At 41.9% G+C, this 21,185-nt stretch carries 18 protein-coding genes; 15 read left to right on the forward strand and 3 right to left on the reverse strand.

The genetic code is table 11. The features are described 5' to 3' along the window. Positions 1 to 120 precede the first annotated feature (120 nt). From DW036_RS08625 to DW036_RS08660, 8 genes are all read left to right on the forward strand, one after another. Positions 121 to 1,263, forward strand: coding sequence for a HAMP domain-containing sensor histidine kinase (locus tag DW036_RS08625; RefSeq protein WP_118463254.1), 1,143 nt, complete (start codon positions 121 to 123; stop codon positions 1,261 to 1,263). Between the two features lie 74 nt (positions 1,264 to 1,337). Next, the gene (locus DW036_RS08630; RefSeq protein WP_118463257.1) at positions 1,338 to 1,922 is read left to right on the forward strand and encodes a DUF177 domain-containing protein; all 585 of its coding nucleotides are present in this window, start codon (positions 1,338 to 1,340) and stop codon (positions 1,920 to 1,922) included. A gap of 12 nt (positions 1,923 to 1,934) precedes the next feature. After that, positions 1,935 to 2,120, forward strand: coding sequence for a 50S ribosomal protein L32 (rpmF, locus tag DW036_RS08635; protein WP_002562387.1), 186 nt, complete (start codon positions 1,935 to 1,937; stop codon positions 2,118 to 2,120). 113 nt (positions 2,121 to 2,233) lie between these two features. Then, the gene (locus tag DW036_RS08640) at positions 2,234 to 3,238 is read left to right on the forward strand and encodes a beta-ketoacyl-ACP synthase III (RefSeq protein ID WP_118463260.1); all 1,005 of its coding nucleotides are present in this window, start codon (positions 2,234 to 2,236) and stop codon (positions 3,236 to 3,238) included. A 111-nt stretch (positions 3,239 to 3,349) separates the two neighbouring features. Next, complete coding sequence (gene era / locus DW036_RS08645) at positions 3,350 to 4,231, forward strand: GTPase Era (protein WP_007659543.1); 882 nt, start codon at positions 3,350 to 3,352, stop codon at positions 4,229 to 4,231. Between the two features lie 46 nt (positions 4,232 to 4,277). Next, the gene (gene der, locus DW036_RS08650) at positions 4,278 to 5,591 is read left to right on the forward strand and encodes a ribosome biogenesis GTPase Der (protein WP_007659544.1); all 1,314 of its coding nucleotides are present in this window, start codon (positions 4,278 to 4,280) and stop codon (positions 5,589 to 5,591) included. A 153-nt stretch (positions 5,592 to 5,744) separates the two neighbouring features. Next, positions 5,745 to 7,946 (forward strand): tetratricopeptide repeat-containing sensor histidine kinase, encoded by a 2,202-nt coding sequence (locus DW036_RS08655; RefSeq protein WP_118463263.1) that lies wholly within the window; start codon positions 5,745 to 5,747, stop codon positions 7,944 to 7,946. Between the two features lie 7 nt (positions 7,947 to 7,953). Continuing rightward, the gene (locus tag DW036_RS08660) at positions 7,954 to 8,607 is read left to right on the forward strand and encodes a response regulator transcription factor (protein ID WP_118463266.1); all 654 of its coding nucleotides are present in this window, start codon (positions 7,954 to 7,956) and stop codon (positions 8,605 to 8,607) included. Positions 8,608 to 8,840: 233 nt separating this feature from the next. On the opposite strand, the gene DW036_RS08665 is transcribed toward DW036_RS08660, so the two are convergent. Next, the gene (locus tag DW036_RS08665) at positions 8,841 to 9,611 is read right to left on the reverse strand and encodes an ABC transporter ATP-binding protein (protein WP_118223480.1); all 771 of its coding nucleotides are present in this window, start codon (positions 9,609 to 9,611) and stop codon (positions 8,841 to 8,843) included. Further along, a complete protein-coding gene (locus tag DW036_RS08670) occupies positions 9,608 to 10,351 on the reverse strand; it encodes an ABC transporter permease (protein ID WP_007659548.1) in 744 nt (247 codons plus the stop codon). Before DW036_RS08670 ends, DW036_RS08665 begins: the two co-directional genes overlap by 4 nt. A 164-nt stretch (positions 10,352 to 10,515) precedes the next feature. Between DW036_RS08670 and lptB the strand changes: the two genes are divergently transcribed. Further along, positions 10,516 to 11,271 (forward strand): LPS export ABC transporter ATP-binding protein, encoded by a 756-nt coding sequence (gene lptB / locus DW036_RS08675; protein ID WP_118463269.1) that lies wholly within the window; start codon positions 10,516 to 10,518, stop codon positions 11,269 to 11,271. A gap of 77 nt (positions 11,272 to 11,348) precedes the next feature. Here the strand turns inward: lptB and DW036_RS08680 are convergent, their stop codons facing one another. Next, positions 11,349 to 11,597 (reverse strand): RNA-binding protein, encoded by a 249-nt coding sequence (locus DW036_RS08680; protein WP_007210212.1) that lies wholly within the window; start codon positions 11,595 to 11,597, stop codon positions 11,349 to 11,351. 444 nt (positions 11,598 to 12,041) lie between these two features. Here DW036_RS08680 and tig point away from each other — a divergent pair, with 444 nt between their 5' ends. From tig to DW036_RS08710, 6 genes are all read left to right on the forward strand, one after another. Beyond that, on the forward strand, positions 12,042 to 13,397 hold the full coding sequence (gene tig, locus DW036_RS08685) for a trigger factor (RefSeq protein ID WP_118463272.1): 1,356 nt from the start codon (positions 12,042 to 12,044) through the stop codon (positions 13,395 to 13,397). Positions 13,398 to 13,537: 140 nt separating this feature from the next. After that, the gene (gene clpP / locus DW036_RS08690) at positions 13,538 to 14,200 is read left to right on the forward strand and encodes an ATP-dependent Clp endopeptidase proteolytic subunit ClpP (RefSeq protein WP_007659551.1); all 663 of its coding nucleotides are present in this window, start codon (positions 13,538 to 13,540) and stop codon (positions 14,198 to 14,200) included. Between the two features lie 2 nt (positions 14,201 to 14,202). Continuing rightward, complete coding sequence (gene clpX, locus DW036_RS08695; RefSeq protein ID WP_118463275.1) at positions 14,203 to 15,450, forward strand: ATP-dependent Clp protease ATP-binding subunit ClpX; 1,248 nt, start codon at positions 14,203 to 14,205, stop codon at positions 15,448 to 15,450. Positions 15,451 to 15,621: 171 nt separating this feature from the next. Beyond that, on the forward strand, positions 15,622 to 17,805 hold the full coding sequence (recQ, locus tag DW036_RS08700; RefSeq protein WP_118223482.1) for a DNA helicase RecQ: 2,184 nt from the start codon (positions 15,622 to 15,624) through the stop codon (positions 17,803 to 17,805). A gap of 105 nt (positions 17,806 to 17,910) precedes the next feature. Further along, positions 17,911 to 19,386: an IMP dehydrogenase gene (gene guaB / locus DW036_RS08705; protein ID WP_118463278.1), complete on the forward strand. Its 1,476-nt coding sequence runs from the start codon at positions 17,911 to 17,913 to the stop codon at positions 19,384 to 19,386. A 251-nt stretch (positions 19,387 to 19,637) separates the two neighbouring features. Beyond that, complete coding sequence (locus DW036_RS08710) at positions 19,638 to 21,179, forward strand: peptidylprolyl isomerase (protein ID WP_187374581.1); 1,542 nt, start codon at positions 19,638 to 19,640, stop codon at positions 21,177 to 21,179. Positions 21,180 to 21,185 lie beyond the last annotated feature (6 nt).

Here is a 21,185-nt window from a genome sequence, read left to right on the forward strand (position 1 = left end):
TTTTTAGAGGAAAGCCTCCATATCTAACGATATGGGGGCTTTTTGTATTTATACCCCTGTCCAGATAATATTCTCTTTGTTTTTTCGTTTATATACTGTAAGTTTACACCTTATTTATATATGCTAAAGCAAATCCGTCCTATAAAGTTCTGGTTGATATTGATTGCTGTGATTATAGCTATCTCTTCCCTGTATGTTTCCCATTCTCTGATAAGCGATTTATCTGCTGAAGAACGGGTGCGTATGGAAGTGTGGGCCGAAGCAATGAAGAATCTCCAAACCGCTGATGGAAATACGGATTTGACTATGGTGCTGAAAGTCCTGAATGCCAATCATACGATTCCGGTAATTGTTGTGGATCAGAATGAAGATGTACAGACTTACAGGAATATTGAACTATCTCCAACCGATACAATCGCTTCGCTGAAAAAAAAACTGAATCACTTCAGCCATGAAGGGAATTGCATCCGTATCGACTTGAATGGTGGTGGTGACTATCTGAATGTGTATTATGGTCCTTCCCTGATGCTCACCCGGCTGGCTGTTTATCCTTATGTACAGTTGACAGTGGTACTAATCTTTGTTTTGATTGCTATTTTTGCTCTGTTGAGCTCTAAAAAAGCAGAACAAAATAAGGTATGGGTGGGATTATCTAAAGAAACAGCCCATCAGTTGGGAACCCCTATTTCTTCATTAATGGCATGGACGGAACTGTTGAAGACGCAATATCCGCAGGATGACCTGATTCCTGCCATGGCAGAAGATGTGGAGCGCTTGCAGATGATTGCCAATCGTTTCTCGAAGATAGGTTCTGTTCCGGAGTTGGAAGAGGCGGACTTGAAAGCTCTGCTGGAACGGGTGACGGATTATATTGCCCATCGTACTTCGGATAAGGTAAAGATCATTACCCATTTGCCGGATTTACTTCCGCCTGTAAGGCTGAATGTTGCTTTGTTTGAATGGGTGATAGAGAATCTGTGTAAGAATGCGATTGATGCAATGGGAGGAGTTGGAACTTTGACTATTTCGGTACAGGAAACGTCAAGATTTTGGCATATTGATGTGGCTGATACGGGAAAGGGAATTGACAAACGGAATTTTGAAACTGTGTTTGCTCCCGGTTATACCACCAAAAAAAGAGGGTGGGGACTGGGCTTGTCATTGGCACGCCGGATTGTGGTGGAATATCATTCAGGGCGTATTTTTGTAAAGCAATCGGAGATCAATAAAGGGACGATATTCAGAATAGAGCTTAAAAAATGAATATTTCGTGGCTAATTTATACATTATGAGGATAATTATTTGTATCTTTGTCGCCCGAATAAATAAAAGAAGCTTTGGGAAAGTTTGATAAATACAAAATAGATTTGAAAGGCATGCAGGCAGACTCTTGTAAGTATGAGTTTGTACTGGATAACCTTTTTTTCGCTAACATTGATGGACCGGAAGTACAGAAGGGCAAAGTTAATGTTACATTGGTTGTAAAGAAAACATCTCGTGCTTTCGAATTCAACTTCCAGACGGAGGGTATGGTGTGGGTGCCATGTGACCGCTGCCTGGACGATATGGAACAACCGGTTAGTTCTACAGATAAACTGATGGTAAAGTTTGGTCATGAGTATGCTGAAGAAGGTGATAACCTCATTGTGATTCCTGAAGAAGAAGGGGAAATCAATGTGGCATGGTTCATGTATGAATTTGTTGCGTTGGCAATTCCGATGAAGCATGTACATGCTCCTGGAAAATGTAATAAGGCGGTCAGCAGCAAATTGCATAAGCACCTGCGCACAAAAGCAGATGAAGATGATGCGGAAGATGAAATCTTTATCGAAGGTGAAGACGCTATGCCGGAGGGTGATGCGGAGGAAACACAGATTGATCCGCGTTGGAATGAATTAAAGAAAATATTAGATAACAATTAAAGATTAAGAAAAATGGCACATCCTAAGAGAAGACAGTCTAAAACAAGAACTGCAAAGAGAAGAACTCATGATAAAGCAGTAGCTCCTACATTGGCTATTTGCCCGAACTGTGGCGAATGGCATGTATATCACACTGTGTGTGGTGCTTGCGGATATTACAGAGGCAAGCTTGCTATCGAGAAAGAAGCTGCTGTTTAATTTGCAGCCTGATGAAGAATATACTTGAATGCCGGATGTCTAAAAAGATTTGTAACACACAAACCTTTTTAGACTACCGTTGTTTAGGTATTTATTAACTTTAAGCAGGATTAATGGAAAAAATAAATGCAGTAATTACAGGAGTCGGCGGATATGTACCCGATTATATCTTGACGAATGAAGAGATATCAAGAATGGTGGATACCAACGACGAATGGATTATGACCCGTATCGGAGTAAAGGAGAGACATATCCTGAACGAGGAGGGACTGGGCACTTCGTACATGGCTCGCAAGGCTGCAAAGCAGTTGATGCAGCGTACTGGTTCTGATCCTGATGATATCGATCTGGTGATTGTAGCTACTACTACTCCTGATTATCACTTCCCTTCTACAGCTTCTATCTTATGTGATAAGCTCGGTTTAAAACATGCTTTTGCTTTTGACTTGCAGGCTGCTTGCAGCGGTTTTCTGTATCTGTTGGAAACAGGGGCTAACTTTATCCGCTCGGGAAGATATAAGAAGATCATTTTAGTGGGCGCTGACAAAATGTCGTCTATGGTAGATTACACAGAGCGTGCTACTTGCCCGATTTTCGGTGATGGTGCAGCTGCGGTTATGATGGAACCTACTACGGAAGATGTAGGCGTCATGGACGCTATCTTGAGAACAGACGGTAAAGGATTACCTTTCTTGCATATGAAAGCAGGTGGCTCTGTATGCCCTCCTTCTTATTTTACAGTGGATAACCATATGCACTTCATTTATCAGGAAGGCCGTACAGTATTCAAATATGCCGTATCGAACATGTCGGATGCTTGTGCTGCCATTGCGGAAAGAAACAATCTCACCAAAGAGAATATTGACTGGATTATCCCTCACCAGGCAAATCTGCGTATTATCGATGCAGTAGCTCATCGCCTGGAGGTTCCTCATGAGAAAGTAATGATTAATATCGAGCATTATGGTAATACAAGTGCCGGTACGCTTCCGCTCTGTCTGTGGGACTTCGAGGATAAACTGAAAAAAGGTGATAACCTGATCTTTACAGCATTCGGTGCAGGGTTTACTTGGGGAGCCGTTTACGTGAAGTGGGGATACGACGGAAAGAAAGAGTAACTGTATAATCACACGGATTACGAATTACGGTTACTAAACATATAAACTAAAAAAACGCATCCTACTTCGATTCGATGCGTTTTTTTGTCTCAACTAAAATACAGGAATGTGATGCATAAAGCTGGTTTTGTAAACATCGTGGGAAATCCGAATGTGGGTAAATCTACATTGATGAACGCCTTGGTGGGCGAGCGGATTTCGATTGCTACTTTCAAGGCGCAGACAACCCGTCACCGTATCATGGGGATCTATAATACGGATGATATGCAGATTGTATTCTCGGATACTCCGGGAGTGCTGAAGCCGCAGTATAAGTTGCAGGAGTCTATGCTGAATTTCTCTACTTCGGCTCTGACAGATGCGGATGTTTTGCTATATGTAACAGATGTGGTTGAGACACCCGATAAGCATAATGAGTTTGTGGAGAAGGTGGCACACATGGAAATACCGGTGTTGCTCCTTATCAACAAGATTGATTTGTCGAATCAGGAGAAACTGGTGGAACTTGTGGAAGCTTGGAAAGCATTATTGCCCAATGCGGAGATTATTCCGATTTCTGCAACGACAAAGTTCAATGTAGACTATGTGATGAAGCGGGTGAAAGAACTGTTGCCAGATTCACCGCCTTACTTCGATAAGGACCAGTGGACGGACAAGCCGGCCCGTTTCTTTGTAAATGAGATTATCCGGGAGAAAATTTTGTTGTACTACGACAAGGAGATACCTTATTCGGTAGAGGTAGTGGTGGAACAGTTTAAGGAGGATGCGAAGAAGATACATATCAGCGCTGTGATTTATGTGGAGCGCGATTCGCAGAAAGGAATTATTATCGGCAAGCAAGGTAAAGCACTGAAAAAAGTGGCCACTGAAGCACGCCGTGATTTAGAGAGGTTCTTCGGAAAAACGATTTTCCTGGAGACATTTGTGAAGGTGGATAAGGATTGGCGTAGTTCGGATAAAGAGTTGCGCAATTTTGGCTATCAACTGGATTAGAGTATTCATACGACTGTGATAGTCGCAAAAACAAGAAGAGTGAACTATGGGAAATTTAGTTGCAATCGTAGGACGCCCCAATGTGGGAAAGTCTACTTTATTTAATCGCTTGACCAAAACACGTCAGGCAATTGTGAACGAAGAAGCAGGAACAACACGAGATCGCCAGTATGGTAAGTCCGAATGGCTGGGGAAAGAGTTCTCCGTGGTAGATACCGGCGGATGGGTGGTGAACTCTGACGATATCTTTGAAGAGGAAATACGCAAGCAGGTACTGATGGCTGTGGATGAAGCAGACGTTATATTGTTTGTAGTAGATGTGATGAATGGGGTAACTGACCTCGATATGCAGGTAGCAGCCATTTTGCGCCGGACTCAAAAGCCGGTGTTACTGATTGCCAATAAGACTGATAATGGGGAATTACAATACAATGCTCCCGAATTTTATAAGTTGGGTCTGGGTGATCCTTACTGCATCTCGGCTATGACGGGCAGCGGTACGGGGGATATGATGGACTTGATTGTGGGTACATTTAAAAAGGATACGGATGAGATTCTGGATGAGGATATTCCCCGCTTTGCTGTGGTAGGACGCCCGAATGCTGGTAAATCTTCTATCGTGAATGCCTTTATCGGAGAAGAACGTAACATTGTAACGGAGATTGCCGGTACAACACGTGACTCTATCTATACCCGTTATAATAAGTTTGGATTTGATTTCTATCTGGTAGATACTGCCGGTATCCGTAAAAAGAATAAGGTGAATGAGGATCTGGAATATTATTCTGTAATCCGTTCCATCCGTTCCATTGAAAATGCGGATGTGTGTATTCTGATGTTGGATGCTACGCGTGGCGTTGAAAGCCAGGACTTGAATATATTCTCACTGATACAGAAGAATGCCAAAGGTCTGGTGGTAGTAGTGAATAAGTGGGATTTGGTACAGGATAAGACTGTGAAAGTGATGAAGACTTTTGAAGATGCAATCCGTAGCCGTTTTGCTCCATTCGTTGACTTCCCTATCATCTTCGGTTCGGCATTGACAAAACAACGTATCCTGAAGGTGCTGGAGGAAGCACGCAGTGTATACGATAACCGTATGACGCGTATTCCGACTGCCCGTTTGAACGAGGAAATGCTGCCGCTGATTGAGGCATATCCGCCTCCTGCAACCAAAGGTAAGTATATCAAGATTAAATATATTACGCAGTTGCCGAATACACAGGTGCCTTCTTTTGTTTACTTCGCTAATCTGCCGCAGTACGTGAAAGAGCCATATAAACGTTTCCTAGAAAACAAGATGCGTGAAAAGTGGAACCTGACAGGAACTCCGATAAATATTTATATCCGTCAGAAGTAGATAAACCGATTACTGAGATATTGGTATGAAACCGCCCGATTTAGTTATAAATCAGGCGGTTTTTTTGTTGCTTATCAGGAAAATGTAAATAAAAAATAGGTTAATATGAATATAATATTTATTTTTGCTCTGACAACATAAAAAAAGGATTAGATGAAACGTTACAGGTGGGCATTGGGATGCTGCTTGCTCCTCTCCATAGGTGTGCTGTGGGCAGAGGGCAAGTCGGATTTACGTGCATTGCAACAAGAGGCAGCCCAAAACAGAAACCTGGATAGCTATGTCAAGGTCTGTAAACTCCTTTATCAGACAGAAGAAGATCCTGATTTACTTCTTTCATACGCCGATTCCATTCATCAACTGGCCATAGACAGTGGAAAGCCGGAAATATTTATCGAATACTACATCTGGGTAAGTGAAGGTTACTTCATTAAAGGCGACTTCGAGCAGGGGTACGCTTTGAAACGGAAAGCCATTGGCTTGGCTGAAAAGGCTGGATTGAGGTTTACAATAGCTCAGGCTTGCTGTGACATGGGATATTATTGTAATGCGGATGCCCGCTATGACTCTGCACGTTATTATTTTCATAAAGGGTTGGCAGCCGGTGAGGGTTTGCCGGGGGCAGAGGAGGCGTGTCGCACTATATTGACGAATTACGCCAGTTCTTTTCTTTTCGAAGGGCAGACCGATTCGGCCCTAGTTTATACCATTCGTGCCAGTGAGCGCTCTGCTGCCGATAAAGATACAGCTATGTTGATTGAAAATCTGAATCAGTTGGGTACTATCTATCGTCGGAAAAAGAATTTGGAGGATTGTATCGCTAACTTTGAAGAAGCGCTCCATTTGTGTGAATTGTGTGGAAATTACAACACGGTCGCTTTTATATATGGAAATATAGCGACAGCTTATTGTGACTGGGACCGACCGGAAGATGCTATTTCCTTCTCCGAAAAAGCTTTGAAATATGCTTTGAAGACGGATAATAAACGGAGAATAGGTACGTGCTATGTTAATTTGGGTGCTATCTTGGTACGAATGGAGAAAATGCGTACAGAGGGCATTGACACATTACTGAAAGCTATTCCTTTTTTGGAGCAGGTGAATGACAGAAGGCAGCTATGTAATGCTTATAATTATTTGGTAAATGCCTACCGGTTGGATGGAAATCTGGATATGGCAATGCAGTACTTGCAGAAGTTGGATAAATTGGCACATGAGATGCAGACTGATATAGAGCGTTTCAAGTATTATCAAGCAAAAGCTGCATTGTTGCAGGAAAGTAAGAATTATGCGGATGCTATTGTTTATTATCGCAAGATAGTTGATATGCTCCGTAACGGATATAAAGATGCGCGTGATTATGAGCATTACAAGAAATTGTCGGAATGCTATCTGGCTGTGAATAATCTGTCTTTGGCTTATAATTATATGATGCAGGCTTATGCACTTCGTGATTCTGTGTTCCAGACGGAAGAGACTGACCAGTTATCCGAATATTCCGTGAAGTATAGGACCAAAGAGAAGGAGTTGGAGATTGTAAGTCTGAGGCGTGAACAGTTGGAACAGGAGACGTATATGTTGCGTCACCGTATTATTGTAGGTTCGGTGATCTCTTTGCTGGGAATTTTGTTGCTGGGCTCACTTTATGCGCGTCAGCGTCAGCGGGCAAGGATTGCTTTGCTGGCAAATGCAGCTTGTGAAAAAGAACGTGAATTCTTGGAACTCCAGAAAGAAACTGAGCAGCGCTTAACGCGAAAATACATTGATGGTTTGGAGAGTGAACGGGAGCGTATGGCAACTGAATTGCATGATGATGTATGCAATAATCTGCTTGCACTTGAAATGAATATTCGCACTATTTCTACTGAAGAAGGAGCTGATCTGGATAAGCAGCTGGATTTATTGAATAATACCAGGGAAAGGTTGAGAAAACTTTCTCATGAACTGATGCCACCGGTTTTCCAGTATGCTACACTCGATGAACTGCTTGCTGACTATGTTTTGCACTTATCATTGCCAGAAGGTACGCATGCGGAATATCATTCTACGGTAGGTGTAGATTGGAATGTAGTGCCTAAATCAATCAGTTTCGAATGTTATCGCATTGTTCAGGAAGCAGTGAGCAATGCTGTGAAATATGCCGGCTCAGCCTGTATACAGGTAGAGTTAGCTCTGGAAAATAATGACCTTTCCATACTTGTAGCAGACGACGGAAAAGGGTTTGATATGAGCAGGAAAACTAAGGGTATCGGCTTACGGACTATCTGGCAGCGAGCGGAGACCATAGGTGCTGAAGTTGAATTGGACTCTTCTCCTGGGAAGGGAACCCGTTTGAAAATTAACGTATTAATCTAATCGAACGATGGAAAAGAATGTGAAGGCGGAATTATTGGTAGTGGATGATCATAATCTGATTCTGGAAGGTATTTGTAAGGTGGTGAATAAGATGCCGGAAGTAGTTGTGGTGGATGCTGTAACTTCCGGATTACAAGCTGCAGAATTGATTGAAAGACGAGATTATGATATATATATTCTGGATGTCAGTATTCCTGATATGTCCGGATTTGAGTTGATAGCTAAAATCCGTGAAATGAATGACCAGGCAAAGATTATTGTGAATACAATGCACGAAGAAATATGGATGGTTAACAGGCTGGTACAGTGCGGAGTGAATGCTGTAATTCTGAAATCTTCGGCCTCTGCGGAGTTAATGACAGCTATTCGTTGTGTGTTGAGGGGAGAAGCGTATGCTTGTCCACGGTTTGCTGCTATTTCGCAGAAACTGAATTCTGCATCGGCAGGTTTGCAGCCTAAGGATGCACCTACCCGTCGGGAGCGTGATGTGTTGGAGGCTGTGGCCAAGGGAATGAATACCCATGAAATTGCTGACTTATTGAAAATTTCAGAAAATACTGTAGAAACATTTCGTAAAAGACTTATTAGTAAGTTTGGAGCAAAAAATGCCATAGATATGGTGGTCAAGGCTGTTGCACAAGGGTGGATTTCACTGAACTGATTTACGGGAAATTCAGAGTGTAACGGTTTTCCGTGATTTTTTATTAGTATCTTTTGGCTATCTTTGTTGCCGTAATTGAAGTTGTTCTTCATGTTTTCTCATGAAGATATAAGGGCAATCAAAGTATATCGTGAGGATATATGTCAATTCTATTAACTGGTTTTATGAGGAAAAGGGCGTCCGGATGTTTTTCCGGACGCCTTATTTATAGGAGATTGCTAAATTTTAAAATCTTATCCTTCTATATTCCGAACTTCCACTTCCTTTACCTTCCGGAAGAGGTCGGATGCAAAAATAAAATCGTTGAGTTTCTTATTACTGGAAGTGAAGATGTCGTCTTTACTGCCTTCCCACTCCTTGTATCCGTCGTAGATATAGATAATTTTTTCACCGATACCCATTACAGAGTTCATGTCGTGGGTGTTGATGAGGGTGGTCATATTATATTCATGGGTGATATCGTGTACCAGTTCGTCGATAACCAATGAGGTCTTTGGGTCTAATCCGGAGTTCGGTTCGTCACAGAACAGGTATTGCGGATTTAAGGCAATGGCGCGGGCGATGGCAACACGTTTTTGCATACCACCACTGATTTCACCCGGAAATTTATCTTTTGCCTCTGCCAGATTTACGCGATCCAGACAGAACATGGCACGGCGGGTACGATCGCGGAATGTATCGTTACTGAACATGTTCAAAGGAAACATTACATTGTCCAGTACCGTCATGGAGTCGAACAATGCCGCACTTTGGAATATCATTCCCATTTCGCGGCGCAATGCTTTCTTTTCATTCTTGCCCATGGCAAGGAAATTACGGTTGTCGTATAATAATTCACCCCGTTCCGGTGTGAGCAATCCAACGATACATTTCATCAATACGGTTTTTCCCGAACCACTCTGTCCGATGATGAGATTGGTTTTTCCGTTTTCAAAAGTGGCATTGATATCCTTTAATACATCTCTGCCTTCAAATGATTTCCAAAGTCCTTTCAGTTCGATCATCCCATTAAGAGTTTAGTTAATATTAAGTCGGCAAATAAAATAAGTACGCTACTGCATACTACAGAGTCTGTAGAGGCCTTGCCCACCTCTATAGAACCACCCTCGACGGTATAACCGAAAAAGGCTGATACACTGGCGATGATGAAAGCGAAGAACAATGATTTGATGATGCCACACCAGATAAACCATTCTACGAACATATATTGCAAACCGTATTCCAGGTCTACCGCCGACATGATGCCACCGAACCAACACGTGGCAAAGGCTCCGATAATGCCGGCAAAGATACTGAACGTTACCAAGAAAGGAATGGTAGTCACCATGGCGCAAATCTTGGGAAGGATCAGGTAATTAGCTGAATTGACTCCCATGATTTCCAATGCGTCGATTTGTTGGGTTACTCGCATGGTTCCCAACTCAGAAGCTATATTGGAACCTACTTTTCCTGCTAATATCAGACACATGATGGAGGAAGAGAATTCCAGCAACATAATTTCACGTGTCACATAACCTACTGTCCAGCGTGGCATAAAAGGGCTCTCGATGTTCAGTTTGATTTGTATGGTGATAACAGCGCCGATGAAGAACGAAATCAGCAACACAATGCCGATAGAGTTCACGCCGAGTTGCCCCATCTCGTTGAGGTATTGGCGGAAGAACATGCGCATACGCTCTGGGCGGGCAAAAGTACGCCCCATCAACATGATGTATCTTCCGACAGTTTTAAGTGCTTTTATCATGACTCTTAACTATTTTGTCTGCAAATATAGCCCATTTTCAGCTGATAATTGCTACATTTGCGGCAAAATGTGTGAGCTACAGGTTACAAGCTACAAGTAAAAAGAAGTTGTGTGGTAGGTCTACTTGTAGCTCGTAGTTTTTGTAGCTTGTAACTGAAAAGAATATGGAAGAAAACAAAATGGTGCTTCGCACCGAGGACTTGGTGAAAAAGTACGGTAAACGTACAGTAGTAAGCCATGTTTCCATAGATGTGAAGCAGGGAGAAATTGTTGGTTTGCTGGGACCGAACGGTGCCGGTAAGACGACTTCATTCTATATGACCGTGGGACTGATTACGCCGAATGAGGGACGCATCTTTCTGGATGACCTGGATATTACGAAGTATCCGGTGTATAAGCGTGCGCAAACTGGTATTGGTTATTTGGCGCAGGAAGCATCTGTATTCCGCCAGATGAGTGTGGAAGACAATATTGCTTCTGTTCTGGAAATGACGGATAAACCTCTGGAATATCAGAAGGAAAAACTGGAAAGCTTGATTGCGGAATTCCGTTTGCAGAAAGTGCGTAAAAATAAAGGTAACCAACTTTCGGGTGGTGAGCGCCGTCGTACGGAGATTGCCCGTTGTCTTGCTATCGACCCTAAGTTTATTATGCTCGATGAACCTTTTGCGGGAGTTGACCCGATTGCTGTAGAAGATATTCAGCAAATCGTATGGAAATTAAAGGATAAGAATATCGGTATCCTGATCACTGACCATAATGTACAGGAAACATTAAGTATTACAGACCGTGCTTATCTGTTGTTCGAAGGGAAAATCTTGTTCCAGGGAACGCCGGAAGAGTTGGCGGAAAATAAAATCGTACGTGAAAAGTATCTGAGTAATAGCTTTGTGCTTCGTCGCAAGGATTTTATGAAATAATGATAGTGGTAAAACAAAGACCGCCTGTTCTCTTTTTTAAGAGTGAGCAGGCGGTCTTGTTTTCTTTCTCCTTTATATTAGTATTTCGGAGGTCTTGCTTCTTTAACTACCATGTTGCGGCCAAAATATTCAGCTCCGTCGAGTTCTTCAATCGCTTTAGCTGCGGCAGCTGCATCTTCCATCTCTACAAATGCAATGCCTCTGAAACGACCGGTTTCACGATCTTTGATAAATTTGACTGCGGTTACAGCACCGTAATCTTCCATGACCTTTTGCAGGTCTGATTCCCTAACTTTGTAGTTAAGGTTTCCTACGTAAATGTTCATAATGAAAATGTAAAAATAAATAAATGAATAAAACTCTCTTGGAACAGTAACTATAATAAAAGGATCACAACAACAGAGAGTTTACAAAAGCGTTTTAATAAAAACGGAAGTAAAAACCATGTACTGAAAATCTAAAAACTAACGCATTACCATTCCGCAACAAAGAAACTGAATTATTTCGAATTAACAATATTTCTCTTCTATTTTTTTTGCTTTTTCTTTCGAATCTATAGATAAATGCCTTATGAAATAACAATTTGTTGTTTATGGGGCGCAAACTTTTCTTTTTAATGATAGGAGGTGCCATTCAATGGTAAGTATTCTCTCCTTTTGTTATAAAGAAATAATTCAGCTATGTTTTTTTGATAATTGAAAGAATAACGCTAATTTTGCACCCTCATTTGAGATTGGAACAAAGTATAAATCAAATAAATAATTGTCAGAATGAACGTTTCATTACAAAACATTGACAAAGTAAGCGCTCTGCTTACTGTAAAGCTTGAGAAAGCCGATTATCAGGAAAAAGTTGATAAATCACTGAAAACTCTTCGTCAGAAAGCTCAGGTTCCGGGTTTCCGTCCGGGTATGGTTCCGATGAGCTTGGTGAAGAAAATGTATGGTAAATCTGTTATTGCCGAAGAAGTGAACAAGGCGCTTTCAGAAGCTGTATATAAGTATATTCAAGATAATAATGTATCTATCCTCGGCGAACCGTTGCCAAACGAAGACAAGCAACCGGAGATCGACTTCGACACTATGGAAGAATTCGAATTCCTGTTTGATATTGCTTTGGCACCTGAATTCAAGGCTGAAGTAGACGCTAAAGATAAAGTAGACTACTATTTGATTGATGTTACCGAAGATATGGTAAACAATCAGGTGAAAGCTTATACACAACGTAACGGTAAGTACGAGAAAGTAGACGTTTACGAAGATAAGGATATGCTGAAAGGTCTGTTGGCTGAGCTGGACGAAAACGGCAATACCAAAGAAGGTGGTATCCAGGTAGAAGGTGCTGTAATGATGCCGTCTTATATGAAGAACGATGAGCAAAAAGCTATTTTCGCCAATGCAAAGGTTAACGATGTACTTGTATTCAATCCTCACACTGCATGGGAAGGTAATGCTGCCGAACTGTCTTCTCTGTTGAAGATCGACAAGGAAGAGGCTGCTGAAATGAAATCTAACTTCAGCTATCAGGTAGAAGAAGTAACTCGTTTCGTAGAAGGAGAACTGACTCAGGAAATCTTTGATCAGGTATGTGGTAAAGACGTAGTGAAGACTGAAGAAGAATTCCGCGCTAAAGTAAAAGAAGTAATTGCTAATCAGTTCGTAGCAGACAGCGATTATAAATTCCTGATCGATGCTCGTAAAATGTTGATGGAAAAGGTTGGCAAACTGGAATTCCCGGATGCATTGCTGAAACGCATCATGCGTATGAACAATCAGGATAAAGACGAAAAGTTTGTTGATGACAACTATGATAAGAGCATTGAAGAACTTACATGGCACCTGATCAAGGAACAGTTGGTGAAGGCAAATGATATTAAAGTTGAACAGGAAGATGTAGTCAATATGGCTAAGGAAGCTACTCGTGCTCAGTTTGCACAATATGGTATGATGAGCGTTCCCGAAGATCTTCTGGAAAACTATGCAAAGGAAATGCTGAAGAAGAAAGAAAGTGTAGAAGGTTTGGTGAACCGCGTTGTTGAAACCAAATTGGCTTCTGCTTTGAAGTCTCAGGTGAAGCTGAATAACAAAACAATTTCTGCAGAAGACTTCAACAAGATGTTTGAATAAGCTTTTTTATTCTGAAAACAGTTTAAAAACATTAAGAAACACAGAGTTTTATAGTATATAACTCTGTGTTTTTTTGTGTCTCTGTGTTCTTTTTTGTTTCTTTGCATTTCAATTTACTAAACCTAAATAAAGAAAGTAATATGGATGATTTTAGAAAATACGCTACCAAGCATTTAGGTATGAATAGTTTGGTGTTGGACGATGTGATTAAATCACAAGCCGGGTATTTAAATCCTTATATCCTGGAAGAACGTCAGCTTAATGTAACACAGTTGGACGTTTTTTCCCGCTTGATGATGGACCGCATCATTTTCCTCGGCACGCAAGTTGACGATTATACCGCCAATACTTTACAGGCGCAGTTACTTTATCTGGACTCGGTAGATCCGGGTAAAGATATCTCTATTTATATCAATTCACCGGGTGGCTCTGTATATGCAGGATTAGGTATTTATGATACAATGCAGTTTATTACAAGTGATGTCGCAACTATCTGTACCGGTATGGCGGCAAGTATGGCTGCAGTGTTGCTGGTGGCAGGTGCTGAGGGTAAACGTTCGGCGCTCACTCATTCACGTGTAATGATACATCAGCCGATGGGCGGTGCACAGGGACAGGCTTCAGATATTGAAATCACAGCCCGTGAAATACAAAAACTGAAGAAAGAACTGTATACTATCATTGCTGATCACTCTCATACTCCTTTTGATAAAGTTTGGGCAGACTCTGACCGTGACTACTGGATGACAGCACAGGAAGCCAAAGAGTATGGTATGGTAGATGAAGTGTTGATAAAAAAATAAATATGGCAGACTCAAAAAGAAACAAAAACAGGTGTAGTTTTTGTGGGCGTATGGAAGATGAAGTCGGATTCCTGATTACGGGAATGAACGGCTACATTTGCGACAGTTGTGCTACCCAGGCCTATGAGATTACTCAGGAGGCATTGGGTGGAGCAAAAAGAGGTGGCGCTACAACAAAACTGAATCTGAGAGAACTTCCGAAACCTTTAGAAATAAAAGAATTCCTTGATCAATATGTCATTGGACAGGATGATGCCAAGCGTTTCCTTTCCGTGTCGGTATACAATCACTATAAGCGCCTGTTGCAAAAGGACGGCGGTGATGATGTGGAAATTGAAAAGTCCAACATTATTATGGTAGGAAGTACTGGTACGGGAAAGACCTTACTGGCGCGTACTATTGCCAAACTGCTTCATGTTCCTTTTACGATTGTAGATGCCACGGTGCTTACCGAGGCAGGATACGTAGGTGAGGATATTGAAAGTATTCTGACTCGCCTGCTGCAGGTGGCAGATTATAATGTTCCCGAAGCAGAACAAGGCATTGTGTTCATTGATGAAATTGATAAAATAGCTCGCAAGGGTGATAATCCTTCCATCACCCGTGATGTGAGTGGAGAAGGTGTACAGCAAGGTTTACTGAAATTGTTGGAAGGTTCAGTGGTGAACGTGCCGCCTCAGGGTGGACGTAAACACCCCGACCAAAAGATGATTCCGGTGAACACGAAGAATATCCTTTTCATTTGCGGCGGTGCATTCGATGGCATTGAGAAGAAAATAGCTCAACGCCTGAATACGCATGTGGTGGGTTATAGTGCAGTGCGTAATACTGCGGTGATTGATAAGAGCAATATGATGCAATATATCGCTCCGCAGGATTTGAAGTCATTCGGTTTGATACCTGAGATCATCGGTCGTTTGCCGGTGTTGACTTATCTTAATCCGTTGGACCGTGCTGCTTTGCGCTCCATCCTGACTGAACCTAAGAACTCTATTATCAAACAGTATGTAAAGCTGTTCGAGATGGATAAAGTGGAATTGAAGTTCGAAGATGAGGTTTTTGAATACATAGTCGATAAGGCTGTGGAATACAAATTGGGAGCCCGTGGATTGCGATCTATTGTGGAGACCATAATGATGGATGCTATGTTCGAAATCCCTTCTGAACACAAAGATACCTTTGTTGTGACGTTGGATTACGCAAAACAACAACTTGAAAAAGCAAACATTGCAAGATTGCAAACTGCTTAAAATCAAACGATAAGGATGCACAAAACTGACTTTTTTGTTTTTTATTGAAAAATATTCATTGGATTATGCTTGAAAATTAAGAAGTTGTTTATAACTTTGTTAGAGTTCTTATTAAAAAGAATGGCTAAAAGAGATGTTGAACAATCACTTAAAAAAACAACCTAATGAATCATGGCAGGGAAGAAGATTAATTTGACAGACCAGCTGAAGAAGTACTTCGGATTTGACACGTTTAAAGGGAATCAGGAAGCTATCATACAAAATCTGTTGGCAGGCAACGATACATTCGTGCTGATGCCTACGGGTGGTGGCAAATCATTATGTTATCAGTTACCTTCATTAATGATGGAAGGCACGGGCATTGTGATTTCACCTCTGATTGCTCTAATGAAGAACCAGGTCGATGCGATGCGTAACTTCAGTGAAGAAGATGGTATTGCCCATTTTATAAACTCTTCCCTTAATAAAGGTGCGATAGATCAGGTAAAGTCTGATATCCTCAGCGGTAAGACGAAGTTGCTGTATGTGGCTCCCGAATCGCTGACGAAAGAGGAAAACGTGGAGTTTCTGAAGACAGTGAAGATATCCTTTTATGCTGTAGACGAAGCACATTGTATCTCCGAGTGGGGACATGATTTCCGTCCGGAATACCGACGTATCCGCCCTATTATCAATGAAATCGGAAAAGCTCCGGTGATTGCTTTGACGGCGACTGCTACTCCTAAGGTGCAGCACGATATTCAGAAAAACCTGGGTATGGTGGATGCAGAGGTGTTCAAGTCTTCGTTCAATCGTCCGAACCTCTATTATGAGGTACGTCCCAAGACTAATAATATAGATAGAGATATCATCAAGTTCATCAAGAATAACTCGGAAAAATCAGGTATTATTTATTGTCTGAGCCGGAAGAAAGTAGAGGAACTTGCTGAGATTCTGCAGGCAAACGGCATCAATGCCCGCGCTTACCATGCAGGCATGGATTCTGCAACACGTACGCAAAATCAAGATGACTTCTTGATGGAGAAAATAGATGTGATTGTGGCGACGATTGCTTTCGGTATGGGGATTGATAAGCCCGATGTACGTTATGTCATTCACTATGACATTCCGAAAAGTCTGGAAGGATATTATCAGGAAACAGGACGTGCCGGAAGAGACGGAGGTGAAGGACAGTGCATTACCTTTTATACCAATAAAGACTTGCAGAAACTGGAAAAGTTCATGCAAGGCAAACCTGTAGCAGAACAGGAAATTGGCAAACAGCTTCTGTTGGAAACTGCTGCTTATGCCGAATCTTCTGTATGCCGCCGAAAGACGCTGTTGCATTACTTCGGCGAAGAGTATTTGGAAGAGAACTGTGGAAATTGTGACAACTGTTTAAACCCGAAAAAACAAGTGGAGGCTCAAGAATTATTATGTACCGTGATAGAGGCTATTCTCGCGGTGAAAGAGAATTTTAAAGCAGATTATATTATCGACATTATACAAGGACGCGAAACTACCGAAGTACAAGCGCATCTGCATGAAGATCTGGAAGCTTTCGGTTCTGGCATGGGCGAAGAGGACAAGACTTGGAATGCTGTCATTCGTCAGGCGTTGATTGCCGGTTACCTTAGTAAAGATGTGGAAAATTACGGTTTGCTGAAAGTGACGGATGACGGAAAGAAATTCCTGAAACATCCTAAGTCATTTAAGATAACCGAAGATAATGATTTCGAAGAAGTGGAAGAAGAAGCTCCGGCACGGGGAGGTGGTTCTTGCGCTGTCGATCCGGCTCTTTATTCCATGCTGAAAGATTTGCGTAAGAAGCTCTCTAAGAAGTTGGAAGTGCCGCCTTACGTTATATTCCAGGATCCTTCGTTGGAAGCCATGGCTACCATCTATCCGGTGACATTGGACGAACTGCAGAATATTCCTGGTGTAGGAGCCGGTAAGGCGAAACGTTATGGTGAAGAGTTTTGTAAACTCATTAAGCGTCATTGTGAAGAGAATGAGATTGAACGTCCGGAAGATTTACGTGTTCGTACTGTTGCCAATAAGTCAAAACTGAAGGTTTCTATTATTCAGTCTATAGACCGGAAAGTGGCATTGGATGATATCGCTCTTTCCAAAGGTATCGAGTTCAGTGATTTGCTGGACGAAATAGAAGCTATCGTTTATTCCGGTACGAAGTTGAATATCGACTACTTCCTGGATGAGATTATGGACGAAGACCATATGTTGGATATCTATGATTATTATAAAGAATCAACCACAGACAAAGTAGATGATGCCCTCGATGAGTTGGGGGATGATTTTACGGAAGAAGAAGTACGTTTGGTTCGCATCAAGTTCATTTCTGAAATGGCGAATTAACCCTTGGCTGTTGGTTTAAAAAAAGAAAAAAATATTGCGTGCAGATATACGGAATGGAATAAAAACCGTATATTTGCACGCAATAAATTTTAAACGCATAGCCCTATGTCATTTATTGCTGATAAGATTGTAATGGATGGATTAACTTATGACGACGTTTTGTTAATCCCCGCTTACTCTGAAGTACTCCCTAAAACTGTCGAACTCTCGACAAAGTTTTCAAAAAACATTGAGTTGAAAATTCCGTTTGTAACGGCCGCTATGGACACGGTTACTGAAGCGAAAATGGCTATTGCCATTGCACGTGAAGGTGGTATCGGTGTTATTCATAAGAATATGTCCATTGAGGAACAGGCACGTCAGGTTGCCATTGTGAAGCGCGCTGAAAATGGTATGATTTATGATCCGGTAACCATTAAGAGAGGTTCTACTGTAGGAGATGCATTGGCATTGATGGCAGAATACAGAATCGGTGGTATTCCAGTAGTAGATGATGAAAGATATTTGGTAGGAATTGTTACTAATCGTGACCTTCGCTTCGTAAGAGATATGAATAAGCATATCGATGAAGTGATGACAAAAGAAAATATCATTACTACAAATCCGACTACCGATATGGAAGCTGTTTCTCAGATTTTGCAGGAACACAGAATTGAGAAATTGCCGGTTGTGGATAAAGATGGTAAGCTGGTAGGACTGATTACTTATAAAGATATTACGAAAGCTAAAGATAAACCGATGGCCTGCAAAGACTCTAAAGGCCGTTTGCGTGTAGCTGCCGGAGTGGGAGTAACTGCTGATACCCTCGACCGTATGCAAGCTTTGGTGGATGCTGGTGCCGATGCTATCGTTATCGATACTGCTCACGGACATTCCATCTATGTGATAGAGAAATTGAAAGAAGCAAAGAAGCGTTTCCCGAATATTGATATTGTAGTGGGTAACATTGCTACCGGAGAGGCTGCAAAGGCATTGGTAGAAGCTGGTGCTGATGGCGTGAAAGTAGGTATTGGTCCGGGTTCTATCTGTACTACTCGCGTTGTAGCAGGTGTGGGTGTTCCTCAGTTGTCTGCTGTATATGATGTTGCCAAGGCATTGAAGGGAACAGGTATTCCTTTGATTGCTGACGGTGGATTGCGTTACTCAGGAGATGTTGTGAAGGCTTTGGCTGCCGGAGGTTATAGTGTAATGATCGGTTCGCTGGTTGCCGGAACGGAAGAATCTCCGGGTGATACGATTATCTTTAATGGACGTAAATTCAAGTCGTACCGTGGTATGGGCTCGTTGGAAGCAATGGAAAATGGTTCCAAGGATCGTTATTTCCAGAGCGGAACCAATGACGTGAAGAAGTTGGTACCCGAAGGTATTGCTGCTCGTGTTCCTTATAAAGGAACTTTATATGAAGTAATCTTCCAGTTGGTAGGTGGTCTGCGTGCTGGTATGGGTTACTGTGGTGCAGGCAATATCGAGCAGTTGCACGATGCTAAGTTTACCCGTATTACCAATGCAGGTGTACTCGAAAGTCATCCGCACGATGTAGCGATTACAAGCGAGGCTCCGAATTACAGTCGTCCCGAATAAAAGTATAGGCAAGTTAGATAAGAATACCCGGAAAGGAGCAGTTTCTTTCCGGGTATTTTGATTTCTAAAAATACATGGTCTATTCGGTATAAACAGACCATTTGTTTGAAGTAAATAGACCGTCTGTTTAGGGTAAATAGACCATCTGTTTGAGGCAGGCAGATGATGTGTTTAAAGAAAGCTGTTGAAGGCAAACAATATAAAAGATGTTTCCCCGTTATTACATTGTTCTTTTTCAAAAGAAGATAGTTATGATAAGAAGTGGATTGACAATAATTCTCCTTTGTCTGGGATGGACAGCTTTTGCTCAGCAAGATCCTGTGCTGATGCGTATTAACGGGAAAGATATTCTCCGTTCAGAGTTTGAATATATCTATAATAAGAATAATGCTCTTTCCGGTATAGAGCGGAAAACATTGAACGAATATGTTGATCTATTTGTAAACTTTAAGTTGAAGGTTGCCGCAGCTGAGGCTATAGGATTGGATACTACCCGTGCTTTCCGTGAAGAACTGGAAGGTTATCGTCGTCAGTTGGCAAAGACTTATTTAACAGATGAAACCGTATCAGAACTTGCTGCGCGGCAGGTATATAACAAGATGAAAGCCAATCAGCGTGCGGGACAAGTACGGGTTAGTCATATCTTTAAATCCCTGCCCCAGACAGCTACCAGCCATTTACTCCGTACTACTGAAACCCGCATGGATTCTCTTTATACTGCATTGCAGAACGGACAAGCGGATTTTGATGCTTGCGTACGTAACTTTTCTGACGAAAAGAAGTCTTTCTGGGTAAGTTGGCTACAGATGCCGGCTGAATTTGAAGATACGGTCTTTGAAATGAAACCGGGTGAAATATCCCGTCCTTTCTTCACTCCGCAGGGTATTCATATTGTCAAGGTGCTTGAACGGAAAGATATTTTGCCTTTCGAGGATGTGAAAGATGAAATTATCCGTCGCCAGACCCGTCGTCATGGAATGGATAAGGGAACAGAATCTTTGGTGGAGAAGTTGAAAAAAGAGTATCAATATACACCGGATAAAGCGGGAATGGATGAATTGCTGGCAAAAGGGCAGACTGAAAAGAGACTTTTTACTCTTGGTGGCAGAGAATATACGGGGCAAATGTTTGCAAATTTTGCTATTGCTCATTCTCAGGGGATACAACGTCAGTTGAAAGGGTTTATCATGAAATCTGTGCTCGACTATGAATACAATCGTTTGGAACAGAAGTATCCGGAGTTTCGTATGCTTATGCAAGAGTATCGTGATGGTATGTTGTTGTTTGAAATCAGTAACCGGGAAATATGGGAACGCGTGCTTTCGGATGAGGTGGGAATGGCTGCTTACTTTGATAAGCATCGTTCAGATTACCATTGGAAAAATCCTCATTATAAGGGAATTGTGATACATTCTGCAACGAAACGAATAGGGAAACAAGTTCGTAAACTTTTAAAATCTTTGCCGGAAGAAGAGTGGCAGGATGCCATCCGGTTGACATTTAATGCCAAAAAACAGCAAGTACAGGCCGAACAAGGATTATTTGCCCTTGGAGATAATATCTATGTGGATGACGAAATATTCAAAAAAAAGAAGGCTGAACCTATACCGTCATTTCCTTTTACCACTTTCCTGGGTGAGAAAATAAAGGGTCCTGAGAGTTATCAGGAGGTGCGTGGACTGCTTGCCGGTGATTATCAGAATTACCTGGAGGAGCGTTGGGTAGCACGATTGCGGGCAGCTTCTAAGGTTGAAATAAACCAAGAGGTTTTAAAAACCGTTAATAAGCACTGATGCAAC

It is taken from the genome of Bacteroides sp. AF39-11AC, assembly GCF_003474285.1.
GTDB lineage: Bacteria > Bacteroidota > Bacteroidia > Bacteroidales > Bacteroidaceae > Bacteroides.